At 46.4% G+C, this 17,008-nt stretch carries 16 protein-coding genes and 1 riboswitch; of the genes, 15 read left to right on the top strand and 1 reads right to left on the bottom strand.

What is annotated here, in order from left to right:
* Positions 1-3: 3 nt before the first annotated feature.
* A complete protein-coding gene (gene pepT, locus AB3114_RS02625; RefSeq protein WP_367341710.1) occupies positions 4-1,242 on the top strand; it encodes a peptidase T in 1,239 nt (412 codons plus the stop codon).
* Positions 1,243-1,306: 64 nt separating this feature from the next.
* Here the strand turns inward: pepT and AB3114_RS02620 are convergent, their stop codons facing one another.
* Positions 1,307-1,513: a DUF2929 family protein gene (locus AB3114_RS02620; protein ID WP_367341709.1), complete on the bottom strand. Its 207-nt coding sequence runs from the start codon at positions 1,511-1,513 to the stop codon at positions 1,307-1,309.
* A gap of 97 nt (positions 1,514-1,610) precedes the next feature.
* Between AB3114_RS02620 and dnaE the strand changes: the two genes are divergently transcribed.
* The 14 genes from dnaE to rpsA all read left to right on the top strand — a co-directional run bounded on the left by dnaE (position 1,611) and on the right by rpsA (position 16,965).
* A complete protein-coding gene (gene dnaE / locus AB3114_RS02615) occupies positions 1,611-4,964 on the top strand; it encodes a DNA polymerase III subunit alpha (protein WP_367341708.1) in 3,354 nt (1,117 codons plus the stop codon).
* Positions 4,965-5,119: 155 nt separating this feature from the next.
* The gene (gene pyk / locus AB3114_RS02610; protein WP_367341707.1) at positions 5,120-6,538 is read left to right on the top strand and encodes a pyruvate kinase; all 1,419 of its coding nucleotides are present in this window, start codon (positions 5,120-5,122) and stop codon (positions 6,536-6,538) included.
* Positions 6,539-6,677: 139 nt separating this feature from the next.
* On the top strand, positions 6,678-7,577 hold the full coding sequence (locus AB3114_RS02605; RefSeq protein ID WP_367341706.1) for a S1 RNA-binding domain-containing protein: 900 nt from the start codon (positions 6,678-6,680) through the stop codon (positions 7,575-7,577).
* Positions 7,561-8,472 (top strand): site-specific tyrosine recombinase XerD, encoded by a 912-nt coding sequence (gene xerD / locus AB3114_RS02600; RefSeq protein ID WP_367341705.1) that lies wholly within the window; start codon positions 7,561-7,563, stop codon positions 8,470-8,472. The genes AB3114_RS02605 and xerD overlap by 17 nt, the downstream gene beginning before the upstream one ends.
* A 12-nt stretch (positions 8,473-8,484) precedes the next feature.
* On the top strand, positions 8,485-8,859 hold the full coding sequence (locus AB3114_RS02595) for a reductase (RefSeq protein WP_367341704.1): 375 nt from the start codon (positions 8,485-8,487) through the stop codon (positions 8,857-8,859).
* Positions 8,837-9,601 carry a ScpA family protein gene (locus AB3114_RS02590; RefSeq protein WP_367341703.1) on the top strand — a complete coding sequence of 255 codons (765 nt, stop codon included), beginning with the start codon at positions 8,837-8,839 and terminating at the stop codon, positions 9,599-9,601. Before AB3114_RS02595 ends, AB3114_RS02590 begins: the two co-directional genes overlap by 23 nt.
* Positions 9,598-10,191, top strand: a complete 594-nt coding sequence (gene scpB / locus AB3114_RS02585) for an SMC-Scp complex subunit ScpB (RefSeq protein ID WP_367341702.1) — start codon at positions 9,598-9,600, stop codon at positions 10,189-10,191. The genes AB3114_RS02590 and scpB overlap by 4 nt, the downstream gene beginning before the upstream one ends.
* Before the next feature lie 4 nt (positions 10,192-10,195).
* Positions 10,196-10,918, top strand: a complete 723-nt coding sequence (locus AB3114_RS02580) for a pseudouridine synthase (protein WP_367341701.1) — start codon at positions 10,196-10,198, stop codon at positions 10,916-10,918.
* A 52-nt stretch (positions 10,919-10,970) separates the two neighbouring features.
* Positions 10,971-11,089, top strand: a riboswitch (FMN riboswitch).
* Between the two features lie 97 nt (positions 11,090-11,186).
* Positions 11,187-11,768 carry an ECF transporter S component gene (locus AB3114_RS02575; RefSeq protein WP_367341700.1) on the top strand — a complete coding sequence of 194 codons (582 nt, stop codon included), beginning with the start codon at positions 11,187-11,189 and terminating at the stop codon, positions 11,766-11,768.
* Between the two features lie 69 nt (positions 11,769-11,837).
* Positions 11,838-12,884, top strand: a complete 1,047-nt coding sequence (locus AB3114_RS02570) for a helix-turn-helix domain-containing protein (RefSeq protein WP_367341699.1) — start codon at positions 11,838-11,840, stop codon at positions 12,882-12,884.
* On the top strand, positions 12,865-14,313 hold the full coding sequence (locus AB3114_RS02565; RefSeq protein ID WP_367341698.1) for an ATP-dependent DNA helicase RecQ: 1,449 nt from the start codon (positions 12,865-12,867) through the stop codon (positions 14,311-14,313). The genes AB3114_RS02570 and AB3114_RS02565 overlap by 20 nt, the downstream gene beginning before the upstream one ends.
* Positions 14,314-14,390: 77 nt before the next feature.
* Positions 14,391-14,963 (top strand): SAG1386/EF1546 family surface-associated protein, encoded by a 573-nt coding sequence (locus tag AB3114_RS02560; RefSeq protein ID WP_367341697.1) that lies wholly within the window; start codon positions 14,391-14,393, stop codon positions 14,961-14,963.
* Positions 14,964-14,977: 14 nt separating this feature from the next.
* Entirely contained in the window at positions 14,978-15,655 is a 678-nt protein-coding gene (gene cmk / locus AB3114_RS02555) for a (d)CMP kinase (RefSeq protein ID WP_367341696.1), read from the top strand.
* A gap of 77 nt (positions 15,656-15,732) precedes the next feature.
* Positions 15,733-16,965 (top strand): 30S ribosomal protein S1, encoded by a 1,233-nt coding sequence (gene rpsA / locus AB3114_RS02550; RefSeq protein WP_367341695.1) that lies wholly within the window; start codon positions 15,733-15,735, stop codon positions 16,963-16,965.
* Positions 16,966-17,008 lie beyond the last annotated feature (43 nt).

Raw genomic sequence — 17,008 nt, 5'->3', positions numbered from 1 at the left:
AAAATGGCTGAGAAATATTCAACCTTGTTACCACGGTTTTTAAAGTACGTAAAAGTAGAAACACGTTCTGATCCAGAAAGCGATGCAATTCCATCTAGTCCCAAGGAAACGGCATTTCTCAAGCAGTTGGAGACAGAACTCAAGTCACTTGGTCTCAGCAATGTCCGGATTAATCCCAATAATTCCTATTTACTTGCTACCATCCCCGCTAATGTCAAAGGGGTGCCGACGATTGGCTTTTTATCTCACGTAGACACGGCTGATTTCAATGCCCATGGTGTCAATCCTCAGGTGATAAAAGATTATGATGGCAAGTCAGTTATTCCGCTGGGCAATAGTGGCAAGTACCAGCTTGATCCGCAGGAATTTCCTTCACTCAAAAATTATGCTGGTAAAACCCTGATCACAACCGACGGAACGACCTTATTGGGTGCCGATGATAAATCTGGCGTTGCTGAAATTATTACAATGGCAGAGTACTTACTGGCTCACCCGGAGATAAAGCACGGAACTATTCAGATTGGCCTCAGTCCCGATGAGGAGATTGGTACTGGCGCTGATCATTTTGATGTTGATGACTTTGGGGCCGACTTTGCCTACACCGTTGATGCGGGGCCATTGGGAGAACTGGAATACGAAACCTTTAATGCGGCTGCTGCTAAAATTGACATTACGGGGAAGAACGTTCACACCGCCATCGCCAAGGGCGCGATGGTCAATGCCATTCAGTTGGCCATCGATTTACATGAGCTTTTGCCAGAACACGACCGCGCCGAACGAACAGAAGGCCGCGAAGGATTCTATCATCTGTATCGTTTGGACGGGACCGTCGACCATGCCCAGATGAATTATCTGATTCGTGACCACGATAAGGCTAAATTTGAGGAGCGGAAGCAGCATTTGCGTGAAGTTGTGGATCGTATCAACAAGCGTTGCGGATCCAAACGGGTGACGCTGGACCTCTACGACCAATATCACAATATGCGCGAGGTTTTAAAGGATCACATGGACGTGGTGGAGATTGCTAAGCAGGCGATGGAAAATCTCCATATCAAGCCGGTTATTTACCCGGTTCGTGGTGGTACTGATGGGTCAACGATTAGCTTCATGGGCCTGCCAACACCAAACTTATTTGCTGGTGGAGAAAACATGCATAGCCGTTACGAGTACGTGTCCCTAGAAACGATGGAAGCTGCCATCGACGTGATGCTAGAGATCATCAAGTTAAATGTCAGTCGTTAGAATGAAATGGTCAAAATAAAAAACTGTCGCGCATTGACGCGGCAGTTTTCAGTTTATACTGTATTTAGTTATTCTTTTGACGATGCGGGTTTGCGTGACCAGTGATAAAACTGATAAAGTTGACTGCAATGAGACCAACGATGATTGCAAAGATGCCGTCGAATAAATACTGTGGTTGAACACCTTCCAATTGAGCGGTAATGTAAGTTAATACTTCACCGAGCAGGAAAGCCCAGAAAGCCACGATGACGTTTTGAATAAGCCACTTCATGCTCCTCACTCCTCTACTTAATCAAAACTATTGTAACATATTGCTGGCAACCATTAAAATTAATTCGTAACAGTCTACTAGAAGGGAATGTTAATTGATGAGTTTCGTGCCATTACAAGTAACGGGAACCTACAGCCTATTACAAAGTCCCATTCGGCCAACAGACTTGGTGGAGGCGGCTAAAAAACGCGGTTATGATGCAGTGGCGATGACTGACATCAACGTGATGTACGGAACTGTCAAATTTTTTCACGCTGCAAAAAGAGCAGGCATCAAGCCAATTCTTGGTTTGCAACTCGGCGTTGCGATTAACGATGTTGATAATCACAGTCTTCCCTTGATCTTGCTAGCCCAAGATCAGCTTGGTTACCGCAACTTGATGCTTCTATCAAGCTTGATGCAAACACGCGATAATGACCAACCGGTCGATTTGAGCCAAGTTTTGCCCTTTGCCAAGGGATTGTTCATCATCATTGCTGCTAGTAATAATGTCGGTTTGGCTTGTGGACCAGAAGCCAAAGTTGATCTCCTCAGACAGTTGGCTGAAGCGATTGATCCGGGTAACCTATTGCAAGCAATCAACCCGTATTGTTCTGCAGTATTGCGCACTACCTTGGCAGAGATTGCACAGCGCTACCGCATCCCATTAGTTGGCGTCACAGATGTTCGTTATCTCGATCCTGGCGATGTTTTTGCCACTAAGGTCTTGCAGGCGATTGACAGTGGGGAGACGATCACGGATCCTTTAGGTGCAAGCCAAAAGCGTGGTTTACATTACTTAAGAACGGCTCAAGAAGAAATGAAGGCGTATCAGCGGGCCGGGTTGACCGCTGCTGCTGAAAAAACCAGCGAGGTGGCAAAAGCTTGCCAGGCGACGGTTGAACTTAAATCCCCGGTTTTGCCGCATTTTCATAATGAGCAGGGGTTAACTTCAGCTGATTATCTTCGGCAGCTATGCCAAGCCGGTTTAAAAAAACGTCCGTTAGCGCCAGGGAAGACGAAAAAAGATTACCAGCAACGTCTGGAGTATGAGCTCAAGACTATTCATGAATTAGGTTTTGATGATTATTTCCTTATCGAATGGGATGTTATGCGTTTTGCGCACCAGCAAAAGATTACCACTGGACCAGGTCGGGGGTCGGCTAGTGGGTCCTTAGTTGCCTACGCCCTCGCCATCACGGAAGTTGATCCGCTGGAATACAATTTGCTCTTTGAGCGTTTCCTGAATCCAGAGCGCAAACAGATGCCCGACATTGATTTAGATTTGCCCGATAACCGTCGCCAGGAAGTACTCCAGTACTTGCATCAAAAGTACGGTCACAAACGAATGGCGCAAATCATCACTTTTGGCACAGAAAAGACGAAGCAGGTGATTCGCGACGTTGCCAGGGTTTTTGGCTTACCCCAGTACAGCCAGTCTGACTGGAGTGCGGCGATCCCGCGTGTACACAATATTACGCTGAAGCAGTCCTATGACCAGTCGCAACGTTTCCGCAATCTGGTCGCTGACAGCCGACTAAACCAATTGCTGTACAAAACAGCTTGCCAACTGGAGGGATTGCCACGGAACCGCTCGACTCACGCTGCTGGGATTGTCCTTGCTGAAGAACCATTGCGTAAAACAGTGCCCCTGGAAACGGGCAGCGATGGCATGCTGATGACCCAGTATGACAAAAATGCCGTTGAAGAAGTTGGTTTGCTGAAAATGGACTTTTTAGGTCTTCGCAACCTAACCATCGTCGATAACACCGTTCGCCAGGTGCGACGGAAACACCCGGACTTTGATCTGAACGCGATTAATTTAAATGATCCTGGGGTTTTAAAAATGTTTCAGCAGGGTGAGACCAGTGGTGTCTTCCAGTTTGAATCCAGCGGTATTCGGCAAGTGTTGGTGGCGATGCATCCGGATTCTTTTGACGATATTGTGGCGGTAATTGCCCTCTATCGTCCTGGTCCGATGGAAAACATTTCACACTACATTGCTCGCAAGAAGGGGCAAGAAAAGGTAACCTTGCCTGATTCGCGACTAGCGCCAATCCTTGGGCCAACCTACGGAATTTTGGTTTATCAGGAGCAAGTGATGCAAGTGGCTAGCGTAATGGCTGGCTTTAGCATGGGCGAAGCCGATTTACTACGGCGGGCGATGAGTAAAAAGAAGCAGGCGACAATGGATCAGATGCGGACAAAGTTTATCCAGGGGGCTGAAGCTAACGGTACTGACCATGGCACCGCCAGTCAGGTGTTTGACTACATTGACCAGTTTGCTAACTATGGTTTTAACCATTCTCACGCTGTCGCCTATGCTAAATTATCGTTTGAGATCGCTTATCTGAAGCTGTATGCAGCTCCAGCTTTCTTTACATCATTGATGGCCGATACCAGCAATACGGCTAAACTGCGCTCTTACGTTATTGCCGCTCGTAATCAAGGCGTTAAGGTGGCCGGGCCACGGATTAACCACAGCGAGCTCAATTTCCACTTGGCCGGAAAAGTAATTTATTTTGGCTTAGCCAATATCAAGGGGATGCGGAGGGATTTTGCAACGGCTATCATCCAAGAACGGACTGATCACGGCGCTTTTCGTGATTTGCCTGAATTCTTAAGTCGCATTGCAGCCCAGTGGAGAAAAGCAGATCCCATTAAAGCATTGATCCTAGCTGGATGCTTTGACGGCTTGGGTTACAACCGAAAAGAGATGGTGACGGCACTGCCGGATTTAATCAACGGTGCAGACCTCGGCTTAGGCCACCTGGATTTGGGCGACGCATCTTTGAACACGACGATTCCCCAAACTGCCGAGTTTTCCTTAGCAGAACGTTTGCAGCAGGAACAAGATGCGCTGGGAGTCTATCTTTCTGGCCACCCGACGGATCAGTATCATCAGCTGGCAACTAAAGTGCGTGCCGTGCCAGTTCGGGACTTGCGTGACAACTCCCAAGTGACAATGATTTTGTACGTCATGAAGGTCAAACGCATCATGACTCGCAAAAATCCCCGTCGAATGGCTTTTGTGACCGCTAGTGACGCAACGGGTAGCATTGATTTAACGGTTTTCCCTCAGCAGTATGAGCGGTACGAAGAGCTGCTCAATCATTCACTAGTGATTGTTGTCACGGGTAAAGTTGAAAATCGGAATCGTGGTCGGCAGTTAGTAGTCAAACAAATGCAATCAGCCCAAGCTTTAAACCGGCAGTTGGTGACTCATATTATTGATCGGTGGGCAGTCCAAGTAGTAAATAAGTTGTCAGCTGGTGACGTTAACAGGGTGTTGACCAAGCTCGCTGGTGTCCATCCAGGACATGCCCGGGTGATTGTCTATTACCCAAAAAAGAATCAACAATTTTTACAACCGCGTCAACAGTCACTGGCAACCGACGAAAGCACGCGAGCAGCCTTAATCGATGCTTTTGGCAGCGCTAACGTGCTCTTGCAGCATCTTCAAGAAAAATAGAATCAATTATTAATTGAAAGCGTTTTTAATCGTTACTACTAACTTTACTAATTGAAAATAGTGGAACATCCGAATGAAAAAGTGGTATTATTTATCTGTGTTCGGTAATGAACAATTACCGTTTTACGCATCAACACAAAGGAGAGATGTCACTGATGAAGAAGACAAAGATTGTCAGCACGCTGGGTCCTGCCAGCACTGATGTCGACACAATTGTGAAGTTAATTAATGCGGGTGCTAACATTTTCCGTTTCAATTTCTCACACGGTGATCACCCAGAACACTTAGGCCGGATGCAAAACGTCCACAAGGCCGAAAAGATCACTGGTAAGCGTGTTGGGATTATGCTGGACACGAAGGGTGCTGAAATCCGGACCACTGTTCAAAAAGACGGCAAGATTGAATTCCACACTGGCGATAAGCTGCGGATTTCAATGGATGACTCACTGGAAGGAACCCATGATAAGATTGCTGTTACTTATCCAGGCCTTTACGATGACACTCATGTTGGCGGTCATGTTTTGGTTGACGATGGCCTGCTGGACTTCAAGATCACTGCAAAAGATGATGCCAACAAGGAACTGGTTACTGTCGCTGAAAACGATGGTGTGATGGGTTCTCGGAAGGGTGTTAACGCACCTGGTGTTTCCATCAACCTGCCAGGGATTACCAAGAAGGACTCAGATGACATCCGTTTTGGTTGTGACAATGGGATTAACTACATCTCAGCTTCATTTGTTCGGAAGCCACAAGACGTTCTGGACATTCGGGCACTGCTTAAGGAAAAGCACATGGAAGATGTTCAGATCTTCCCTAAGATCGAATCTCAAGAAGGTATCAACAACTTTGATGACATTATCAAGGTTTCTGATGGCCTGATGGTTGCCCGTGGTGACATGGGTGTTGAAATTCCAGCCGAAAACGTTCCGTTGGTTCAAAAGACTTTGATTCGCAAGTGCAACTTGCTCGGTAAGCCAGTTATCACGGCTACGCAAATGCTGGACTCAATGCAAGAAAACCCACGGCCAACTCGTGCCGAAGTTTCTGACGTTGCTAACTCTATTTTTGACGGTACTGACGCTACCATGCTTTCCGGTGAAAGTGCTAACGGTGACTACCCAGTTGAATCAGTTGCAACGATGAACCGGATCGACATCAAGGCTGAAGGTCGTCTGAAGGAATTCGGGACTGAAACCTTTGACTTCGATACTTCTGACGTTACTGAATCAATTGGTTCTGCTGTTAAGACGGCCGCTGAAGAATTGAACATCCACACTATCGTGGCTGCTACCGCTAGTGGTTACACTGCCCGGATGATTTCAAAGTACCGTCCAGATGCCGACATCGTTGCGATGACCTTTACTGACCGGGTTGCTCTTGGCCTGATGGTTAACTGGGGTGTTCAACCAATCGTCGTTGACAAGCCAGCTAACACTGATGAAATGTTCAAGAAGGCCGGTGAAGAAGCTCTTAAGCGCGGCTTTGCCAAGAAGGGTGATCAGATTATCGTTGTCGCTGGTGTTCCAGTTGGCACTCCTGGTACCACTAACACGATGCGGATTCAACGCGTCTAAGCCTTAAGCATCAACTTAATTTAGAGATCGGGTCGTTACCCGGTCTCTTTTTGTTTTGCAATCAGTGGGCCAGACTTGGTTTTTAGTGTAGAGCCGTGTAAAATGTAATGGTTAAGATTGAGGTCTAGGAGGCATTCGGATGAATCAAGCACTGGGAAAAGTCGTTTCTGCCGTCATGATTGATGAAAATGACCAGGATTATTTTGTTCAACCACACCGCAATGGGCAAACCTATCGTTTACCAAAAGCTGAGAGTCCCCAAGTACTGCACATTGGTGGATCCGTTCGTGGTTTTGTCTATGAAAATGAAAATCACCAACTGCAGATGACTTGCCAGCATATCCCGACCGTTCAAGTTGATCATTACGACTTCGGGACTGTTGTGCGGGTGCGTCGTGACCTCGGTGTTTTTGTCGACATTGGCTTACCCAATAAAGATATCGTGGTGTCACGCGATGATCTGCCTGCCCAAAAAGAGTTATGGCCGCAGGAAAATGACCGGTTGATGATTGACCTCAAAGTGGACAATAAAGACCGTCTATGGGGCGAATTAGCCGATGAGGACCTCTTTGAAACGATTGCTAAAAAACCTGATGCCAAGTTAATGAACCACAACCTCCAAGGCACCGTCATCCGTCTCAAAATTACGGGGACCCACGTTTTGACTGACGATTACCAATTGGGCTTTGTGCATCCTAGTGAGCGTGACCGTGAACCGCGTTTGGGAGAACGGGTCAACGCCCGCGTAATTGGCATATCCAGCCATGGTAGCCTGAATTTGTCACTCAAACCACGGGCTTATGAGGCCATTGGTGATGATGCGCAAATGCTGTTGATGATGTTGCAGCATAATATTAACGGGAAACTGCCCTTTACGGACAAAAGCGACCCAGCAGCGATTCGCCAAGAATTTGGCATCAGCAAGGGCCAATTTAAGCGGGCTGTTGGGCACTTGATGAAGGCCGGGCTTGTTAAAGAAGCGGATGGCATGCTGAAACTGCTGAAACAAGCAGATGACGGAAATGCACAATCCCATTAAGAAGAATTTACTGGGTCCCGTTGATGATTTTGATGAATTTTTACGATCTCAACGCGGACTGGCTGATAATACCCGCATAAGTTATCACAGTGACTTAATAGAAGCAGCCGCTTATTTTCAGCAGCATGCGCTAAACGATTGGCAGTCAGTAGATCGTTTTGCCGTTCTTCAGCTATTAGTTCATTTGCAGAATGAGGGGCGGGCGCGACAAAGCATTAGCCGTTTAGTCAGTACTTTGCGGCAGTTTTACCTATATTTACGGCGTCAGCACATCGTTAATTCTGATCCCTTGGAACTGGTAACTTTACCGAAAGGACAGCGTAAATTGCCGACAGTTTTGACGGAAGACGAAGTGCAAGCTCTACTAGAGGTGCCAGACACGACCAAAAAATTAGGCATTCGTGATCGGACAATGTGGGAAGTAATGTATGCTACCGGCGTGCGGGTTAGTGAATTAATCAACCTGACGCTGAGCGAGCTGCATTTGGAAGTCGGCTTGATTCAACCACGCGGTAAGGGTGATAAAGAGCGTATCATCCCCATCGGCGAAGTGGCCATCGATTGGCTGCAAAAGTATTTGAGACAAGTACGTCCTAAATTGTTGAAGAAACAGCGTTCCCAGTTTGTCTTTTTAAACGCGCATGGCCGGCAATTAAGTCGGCAGGGTGTGTGGAAAAATTTAAAAGCTGATGTGTTAGCAGCTGGGATAGATAAGGACGTGACACCGCACACGCTGCGTCATAGCTTTGCAACCCACCTTTTGGAAAACGGGGCTGATTTGCGTGTGGTGCAAGAACTACTGGGACATGCAGATATAACGACTACCCAGATTTATACCCATGTTTCCCGAAAACGATTGTCTGCCGTTTATAATCGTTATCATCCACGTGCATAGGAAGGTTTGACAATGTTAACTGTATACCGAAAAGATTACGAAAAAATTGTAATGGGGATTTTGTCCTTTGCCCCTCAATTGCATGATGTTGAGCGAGTTCGCGCGGAAATGCAATGGTCCTTGCAAAGTGGTCAACAAATTTTCTTGTGGCAAAGTGAGGATGAAGACCACTACACAGGTGTCGCTATCGTTGAAGAAGGCGACAACTACGTCCTGATTAGGTGGTTGTCCTTCACCCCGAGTGAACGTAGCGGCCGCAATGTTTATGGGATGTTGACCGCGATTGCGCAGCGTTTTCCACGGAAAAGGGTGATGGGAACGTTGAATACGCAACCGCTTATTACTAACTGGGAGAAGGAAACGGATGAGTCAAGAAGTAATCAATAAGTATCCTTATCAACCAACGTTGAAATTAGGGGACTTTGAAGGTCCACTTGATCTCTTGCTTCACTTGATTAGGGAAAATCAAATGTCAATAACTGATATTAAGATTGTTCCCATTACTTCTCAGTACATGTCGTATTTGAAAACAATGAGGGAGCACCGGCTGGAGATTGCTGGTGATTACTTTGTAATGGCTGCAACGTTGATGCGTATTAAGAGCAACCTGCTACTGCCCAAACCGCCCGTTGAAGTTGACGACACCGAAGAAGAAACTGATCCCCGTGAGGAATTAATCCAAAGCCTTTTAGAATACCAGCGATATAAAGAGGCCGCCGGCAAGCTAAAAGATAAAGAGAATTTACGTTCCCGTGAGTATACCAGGGAAGCCATGACCGTTCCGGAGGGGATGGTTAGTGCTCACGTCGCTCCTGGGGTGACACTCGATCAATTGAAGGCGGCATTTGCCGACGTTCTGAAACGCCACGTGATTGAAAAACCAATGGCAGGAACGGTGAAAGCCGAACGGATTACCGTGGAAGATCGCATTCATTCAGTGCATCAGCAGCTAGAAAAAGGGCCGGCTCGGTTCGTCGACTTATTTGCCGATCAGGCTTCCCGGGAAAACCTTGTTACGACTTTTTTGGCTATTCTGGATATGAGCAAGCATGGCCAGGTTTTTATTTCCCAAGCGGGCTTGTTTAAACCGTTGATTGTCGCGCTAGTGAAGAAGGGTGGAGAGCAATGACCAACTTGTCACAAGTAGAAGCCTTATTATTCATCAGTGGTGATCAGGGCATTAGCTTAGGCGATTTGAGCCGGGTCACTGGTTTTATGAAGCCCGCGGTCCTGGCAATGTTAAAAAAATTGCAGACTAAATATCAAGATGATCCAGATTCTGCTATCGTCCTGCTTGATTCAGGACAAAATTATCGACTAGCGACTAAGCCCGAGCTTGCTCCGTTGATGAAGCACTATTTTGAAGTGCCTTTGACTGTCCCGCTGAGCAATGCATTGTTGGAAGTATTGGCCATTGTGGCCTACAAGCAGCCACTGACCCGAATTGAAATTGATGATATCCGGGGAGTTCAAAGTTCAGGGTCTTTGCAGAAATTGACGGTTCGTGGCTTAGTCAAAACGGCTGGTCGTTTGGATGCCCCTGGAAGGCCCTTCAAATACGTGACTACTGATAAATTTTTAGATTACTTTGGCCTTCAGTCGCTGGATGACCTTCCGCCACTGGAAAAGAATGATTTGCCTGATGACCTTGCCAATTACGATAGTGATATCTTTATGCAGGCACTAAAGCGTCGTCAGAGCCAACAGAAAAGAGATTAAAAACATGGCAAAGGAAAGATTGCAAAAAGTGATGGCTGAGGCGGGAATTGCTTCCCGTCGCCAGTCAGAAAAGATCATTGCTGCCGGTCGGGTTGAGGTCAATGGTCAAGTAGTTCGTGAACAGGGTGTAAAGGTTTCTTCCCAAGATGAGATCAAGGTCGACGGGGTTCCAATCGAAAAGGAGCAGCTGGAATACTACCTCTTGGATAAACCAAGGGAAGTGATCTCTTCTGCTCACGATGAAAAGGGAAGACGGACCGTCGTTGATATTCTCAAGGATGGCGGCGTTAGTCAGCGTGTTTATCCCGTTGGTCGTCTTGATTACGATACGACCGGTGCTTTGTTGATGACTAATGATGGAGCTTTGGCAAACAAACTAATGCATCCCCGTTTTGAGGTTGATAAGACATACGTGGCCAAGCTCAAGGGAATCATCACAAACGAAGAGATGAAAAAGTTACGCCAGGGTGTGATGATTGACGGACGTCTTACCCATGAAGCCCACCCGCGTTTGGAAGAAACGGATCATGAAAAAAAGACGTGTATTGTGCGAATCACAATCCACGAGGGTCATTACCACCAAGTGAAGCGAATGTTTGCTGCCGTGGGTCATCCGGTGACCAAGTTGCATCGGGAACGTTATGCTTTTTTGAATTTGCATGGTTTGATGCCGGGGCAATTTCGTAAATTGAGAACCGCGGAGGTAGAAGCTTTACGCAAGCTCTAGTCTTCTTGGGTGCTTCGTGATATACTAAAGTTGCGAACAAAAAATAAGTTAGGTTTATCTTCAAGGCAGGGTGTGATTCCCGACCGGCGGTTATAGCCCGCAACCCGTGTGAACGGTTGATTCGGTGAAATTCCGATGCCGACAGTATAGTCTGGTAAGCAGAAGATTTTGTTTAATTACGAAACCATGATTAAAAGCCGCTGAAGATAAGATTCAGCGGCTTTTTGATTGGTTAAACTTGGAGATAACCTCATAGGAGGTTATATTGATGAAAGATAAAAATGTTCGTGTTCGTCAGGTCGCAATGTTGGGCTGTTTAGGAGCTTTGGGTTTTATCTTAATGCTCTTTGAATTTCCGGTGATTCCGATTGCACCATACTTGAAAGTTGATTTTTCAGACGTGCCGGTTCTGTTGGGTACGATCTTGTATGGCCCGGGAATGGGAATTGGTGTCGCGGCTATTAAAGCCTTGCTGCACGCGGTTGTTTATGGCTTATCTGTAGGGACATTGTTGGGCAGTGGCAGTGATTTCTTAGCTGCAGTTGCCATGGTGATCCCGTTTGCCATGGTGATCAAAAAGGCGGCCCAACCGGACGGCAAAGCAATGGCTAAGGGGATGGTGGCTGCTACGATTTCAATGACTATCGTGATGGCCCTCCTCAACTTATTCGTTCTCACACCAATTTATATGAAAATCTGGGATTGGAAACCAACGCTGCCCATTCCTCAATTAGTTTTGTTTGGGGTTGTTCCATTCAATCTGATCAAGGGGATCATCATTGGGGTGGTATTTGTATTGTTGGCGGTTCACTTGCCAGCTAGAATTACACAAAAATTTAACCTAAAGTAAATGTTAAAGGCATGGCACATTGTGGCCATGTCTTTTATAATGTATGAGTTCGTTTTTTATCTAAGGGGGGTGACCACTATTAATTATTTATTGACCCTTTTTGCTGAAAAACCGCGTCATTACCGGGTCATTGAAGGGATTTTACGTGGTCGCCGTACTGTCGCCATTTTATTTTGGGGACAGCAGTATGGAATTCTGGATTGGTTACGGGCCGCGCCCCACTTGACACGTGAGCACTTTGATCAGCAATTAAAGACATATGCTAAACAGGGCTTATTAGTTGTTGATGCTCAACAGGCGACTGCCAAATTAAGCCAGCAGGGGCGAGCAAAGGTCCGTGATTTCAAACGGCAACACTATTGGCCCCATTATGGTCGATGGTCCTGGACAGGTGATAATCCCCTTTTACCTTTACGTCTGTGGTTAGGAGTTCAGGCGGTTAGTCAGTTGGCCCACCACCATTATCGTTATGTCCCGATCACGAATTCACCATCAGAATTAGGTGTAGTTCATGCCTGGTTGAAGCAACCACTAGAACAGCTATGCCATGGGGTTTACCAAGAAGTCTTCAACTGGGGAAATGAACTGGCAAGAACTGATATGCGTTTAGCCACGCTATTAGTTTATCAGTTGCCGGGCTTTGGTCAGATTGGGTGGACTGACCAGGATGCATTACAGAGACTGGAAGTATTGCCGATGGAATTACCAGTGATGCAGCGGGATTTATGGGCTGGTGTTGGTCGGATGATTTTACAAGATGATGGACCCTTAGCCCATTTGTGCCGGTCGTTAGTTCCCGCTTCACCGCTTAATTTCACCACTAGCCAGACCTTAAAACTGTTTCAGCAAGGGATTACTGTTGAAACAATTGCCAAGAGACGCAGGCTAAAAGTATCGACGATTCGGGAACATTTATTGCAGGCTGCCATTCTGGTACCTGGCTGCGTCAACTTGCAGCAGCTGCTTGGTGAAAAATTAATCCAGCAGCTCAGTCACCAGTACGCGGGCCCAGTAGATCATTGGCGTTTTCAGGCAGTTTCCGGTCAGGACAATGCAGCAGCATTTTTTGAGTTCCGGGCTTACCAAATTTTGAAAAGTGGCGAAGAACGTGTTTAGTGATTCTCAGTTAAAAAGCGCTCTGACGCATTACTTTGGCTATCGCTCATTTCGCCCTGGTCAGTTAGCTACTTTGCGCTTTGTGATGGCGGGGCAAGATACATTAGCGGTTTTACCGACGGGGGCAGGCAAAAGCTTGCTCTATCAATTGCCCGCTTGTTTATTGGACGGGACGATTGTGGTTGTATCACCACTGATTTCTTTAATGCAGGATCAGGAAAATCGTTTGCGTTTGCGGGGTGAAAAGCACGTTGTTGTTCTCAGTTCTTTATTATCAAAGCGGGAAAAGACGGATGTCTTAAGACGTCTAACAACGTTTCACTTTATTTTTGTTTCTCCCGAAATGCTCAATACTGTGCCGGTGCTCAAAGGCTTGCAGAGGGCTAGAATTGCATTGTTTGTTATCGATGAAGCCCATTGCATCTCACAGTGGGGACCTGATTTTCGCCCAGAATATCTGCTTTTGGGGGATGTGTTAAGAACATTAGGCCACCCGACGACGTTAATGTTGACAGCGACTGCTTCTGCCGCTGTTGCTGACGATATTTGCCACAGCCTGCATTTATCAGATGTCCACCGTGTTATTCGTTCGGTGAATCGACCCAATATTTTTTTGGCAGTTGAGCAGTGCCAATCTGTTCAGGACAAACGGCAAAAATTACTAGATTATATTAAAAGCTTGGGACCGAGCGGGGTCGTTTATTTTTCCAGTCGCCGTCTCGCTAGTGAACTTGCACAGTGGCTATCTACACAATTTAAGTTGACCGTAGCCGCTTATCATGCTGGTATTTCAGCGATAGAGCGTTATAGGATCCAACAACAATTTATGAATGGTGATCTGGATGTCATTTGCGCAACTAGTGCTTTTGGAATGGGCATCGACAAGGATAATATTCGTTACGTTCTGCATTATCACATGCCACCATCCCTAACTAGTTATGTCCAGGAAATTGGCCGGGCTGGTCGTGATGGGAAACAAGCCGCTGCTGTTTTGCTCTACGCACCAGGGGATGAACAGCTGGCACTGCAGCTGCAATCAACTGATGTTCCTTCTGCATCTTTGATGAAGGCTTATCTCCACCGCCAAATTAAGGCTAGTGATTTGGGACGTGACGGGGATGTCATTAGTTTTTACCTTGATCACGGAATGAATCCCGAAGACATCGCTTTATTTTTTAAGAAAAGATGGAGTAATTCATCCCAACAAGTTTGGCAAATGTTGGATTATGTCAAGTCAGAGACCTGCAAGCGAGATTTTCTTTTAGAAGCTTTTGGTGAGAATGACTCTAGCAAAACGCTAAAATGGTGCTGCTCCATTCATCAGCCAGACTGGTTAGGTAAGATGTCGTTGCCAGCAAGTACCAGCAAAAAAGAACTAAAATCAGGTGCGTTAGATTGGCAAGAACGGTTAAAAAAACTGTTTTTCTAAGTTGCGAATACAGTGGACATTATTTGTTTAAGTGCGCTACAATTTATTTTAAAGTGTTTTTGAGGAGGAATTGATTGATGAGCGAACGACGCGAAGATCAACACCACGATGGTGATAAGCTCTGGGATAAGACTTTCACTGATGATCCTGACATGGGTCAGGACGGTCACTTATCACGAACTGAACATCGTAAACGTGATTCACATAATTCGATGATCACGACCGTTTTAGTACTGATTATTATTATCCTAGCGGCGGCCCCGGTAATTTTTTGGGTCCACCACCAACAGTCTTTTAATCATCCGGTACGAAGTGAACGAGTTGCGCGTTCTAAAAGCACCAGCAGTAGGGCGAGTAAGTCTAAACAGCCTAAACATAAGACTCAAACCAAATCAAGCAAGGAACGCAAGCACCACAGTAGCCAAGAATCGAATGCAAATGTGAGTTCACAGTCGGTATCGAGTTCGACAATGAGCTCATCCAGTTCAACTAGCAGCAGATCCAATAGCCAGTATGCAACGGTTGAATCGGGACAGGGGATTTACCGGGTAGCTGTTAACAACGGTCTAACTGTCCAAGAGTTAGCAAGGCTCAATAATATTTCACCATCGACCCCGTTGCATCCTGGTCAACGTCTGCGTGTTAAATAAAGGAGTTTGGTATTTTGACAGAAAAAATTCAAGTAGCGATCGATGGGCCGGCTTCCTCAGGTAAGAGTACCGTTGCAAAACTGCTTGCTAAACGATTTAACTATGTTTATTGCGATACGGGTGCGATGTATCGTTCCGTTACGCTAGCGGCTCTTCGCCACAAAATTGATTTACAGGATAACGAAGCTGTTATTGCACTTGCACAAAGCATTACGATTAGCTTTAAGCCCGGTGATCCTGACCAGTTAGTTTTCATCGATGGCCAAGATGTGACTCGCCAAATTCGGGAAGCAGAGGTCAGTGCTAATGTTTCGACGGTAGCAGCGATCCCCGCTGTGAGGGCCGAGATGACTAAACAACAACGTCAGATTGCAAGTCGGGGCGGAATTGTGATGGACGGTCGTGATATCGGAACCACTGTCCTCCCAGATGCCCAAGTTAAAATTTTCCTCGTTGCTACTGCGCACGAACGTGCCCTTCGGCGGTATCGTGAAAATGTTCAAAAGGGCATTCCAACCGCCCCTTTGGAAGAAATCGAAAAAGCCATTAAATTACGTGACCAGAAGGATTCAACCCGTAAAGTTTCTCCATTGAAAAAAGCAGAGGATGCGACAGAAATCGACACGACGAGCCTGTCTATTGCTCAGGTGACGGACAAGATTGCGGCAATTATCAAAAAAGCTCGTGCTTAATTTAATTTATTGTTGGCATTACGGGGCTTTTTCTGGTAAACTAAGAGCCAGAGTTGTGTTGCAAGGAGGATTTTTTAATGGCTGAAAACGAAAACAAAGACGCAATGTTAAAGGCTCTTGATAGCATCAAAACAATTAAGGTTGGGGATGTTGTTAAGGGTAAGGTACTGCAGATCGATGACGATCGCCAAGTAATCGTTGGTATTGAAGACGCAGGTGTTGAAGGTGTTGTTCCTGCCAAGGAACTGTCTACTACTCCTGTTGAAGATGTCAATGCTGCGGTTAAGAAGGGTGACGAACTGGATCTGGTTGTTATTGCTAAGATTGACAGTGACAAGGAAAACGGCAGTTACCTGCTTTCACACCGGCGCTTAGAAGCTCGTAAGGTATGGGACGACATTCAAGCTAAGTTCGATGCCGGCGAGCACATCACCGCAAAAGTTACTCAGGCTGTTAAGGGTGGCTTAGTTGTTGACGCTGGCGTTCGTGGCTTTGTTCCAGCCTCAATGATTACTGATCATTATGTTGAAGACCTGAACCAGTTCAAGGGTCAGGAAATGGAATTCAAGATCATTGAAATTGAACCAAGCGAAAACCGTCTGATTCTTTCCCACAAGGAAATCGTTCAGGCTCAGCACGAAGCTGCTGCTAAGAAGATTTTTGCTGAATTGAAGCCTGGTGACGTTGTTGAAGGTACTGTTGCACGGATGACAAACTTCGGTGCCTTTATCGACCTCGGTGGCGTCGATGGTCTGTGCCACGTTTCAGAAATTGCTTACGAACACGTTGACAAGCCTTCTGATGTTCTGAAGACTGGTCAAAAGATCAAGGTTAAGGTTCTGAATGTTGACCCTGACCGTCAACGGATCTCATTGTCCATCAAGCAAACTCTGCCTGGCCCATGGGACAACATTGAAGAAAAGGCTCCAGTTGGCAGTGTTCTGACTGGTACTGTTCGTCGTCTGACGAGCTTCGGTGCCTTTGTTGAAGTATTCCCAGGTGTTGAAGGTTTGGTTCACATTTCCCAGATTTCACACAAGCACATCGCTACTCCAGCTGATGTTTTGAAGCCTGGCGAAGAAATCAAGGCTAAAGTTTTGAACGTCGACCCAGAACGTCAACGTCTTGGTCTTTCAATCAAGGCTCTGCAAGAAAAGCCAGCTGATGCTGACGACAACAACAATAACCACCGTGGTGGTAATCGTCGTCCACGTCGTCGCAGCAACTTTGCACAAAACGCTCCTGAAGAAGAGAGTGGCTTCACGCTTGGCGACTTAATCGGTGACAAGCTGAAGAAGGCTGGCAAGTAATTTAACATTGCTGTGAATTCAGCAGAATGAGGATGCGGTTATT

The organism is Limosilactobacillus sp. (genome assembly GCF_040772465.1).
Classification (GTDB): domain Bacteria; phylum Bacillota; class Bacilli; order Lactobacillales; family Lactobacillaceae; genus Limosilactobacillus.
Note: the sequence above shows the minus strand (reverse complement) of the source record. Positions and strands in the feature narration are given on the sequence as shown.

Excerpts from the sequence above, each read along its gene's own strand:
- pepT (WP_367341710.1), top strand. The coding sequence starts at position 4 with ATGGCTGAGAAATATTCAACCTTGTTACCACGGTTTTTAAAGTACGTA.
- AB3114_RS02620 (WP_367341709.1), bottom strand. The coding sequence starts at position 1,513 with ATGAAGTGGCTTATTCAAAACGTCATCGTGGCTTTCTGGGCTTTCCTG.
- dnaE (WP_367341708.1), top strand. The coding sequence starts at position 1,611 with ATGAGTTTCGTGCCATTACAAGTAACGGGAACCTACAGCCTATTACAA.
- pyk (WP_367341707.1), top strand. The coding sequence starts at position 5,120 with ATGAAGAAGACAAAGATTGTCAGCACGCTGGGTCCTGCCAGCACTGAT.
- AB3114_RS02605 (WP_367341706.1), top strand. The coding sequence starts at position 6,678 with ATGAATCAAGCACTGGGAAAAGTCGTTTCTGCCGTCATGATTGATGAA.
- xerD (WP_367341705.1), top strand. The coding sequence starts at position 7,561 with ATGCACAATCCCATTAAGAAGAATTTACTGGGTCCCGTTGATGATTTT.
- AB3114_RS02595 (WP_367341704.1), top strand. The coding sequence starts at position 8,485 with ATGTTAACTGTATACCGAAAAGATTACGAAAAAATTGTAATGGGGATT.
- AB3114_RS02590 (WP_367341703.1), top strand. The coding sequence starts at position 8,837 with ATGAGTCAAGAAGTAATCAATAAGTATCCTTATCAACCAACGTTGAAA.
- scpB (WP_367341702.1), top strand. The coding sequence starts at position 9,598 with ATGACCAACTTGTCACAAGTAGAAGCCTTATTATTCATCAGTGGTGAT.
- AB3114_RS02580 (WP_367341701.1), top strand. The coding sequence starts at position 10,196 with ATGGCAAAGGAAAGATTGCAAAAAGTGATGGCTGAGGCGGGAATTGCT.
- AB3114_RS02575 (WP_367341700.1), top strand. The coding sequence starts at position 11,187 with ATGAAAGATAAAAATGTTCGTGTTCGTCAGGTCGCAATGTTGGGCTGT.
- AB3114_RS02560 (WP_367341697.1), top strand. The coding sequence starts at position 14,391 with ATGAGCGAACGACGCGAAGATCAACACCACGATGGTGATAAGCTCTGG.
- rpsA (WP_367341695.1), top strand. The coding sequence starts at position 15,733 with ATGGCTGAAAACGAAAACAAAGACGCAATGTTAAAGGCTCTTGATAGC.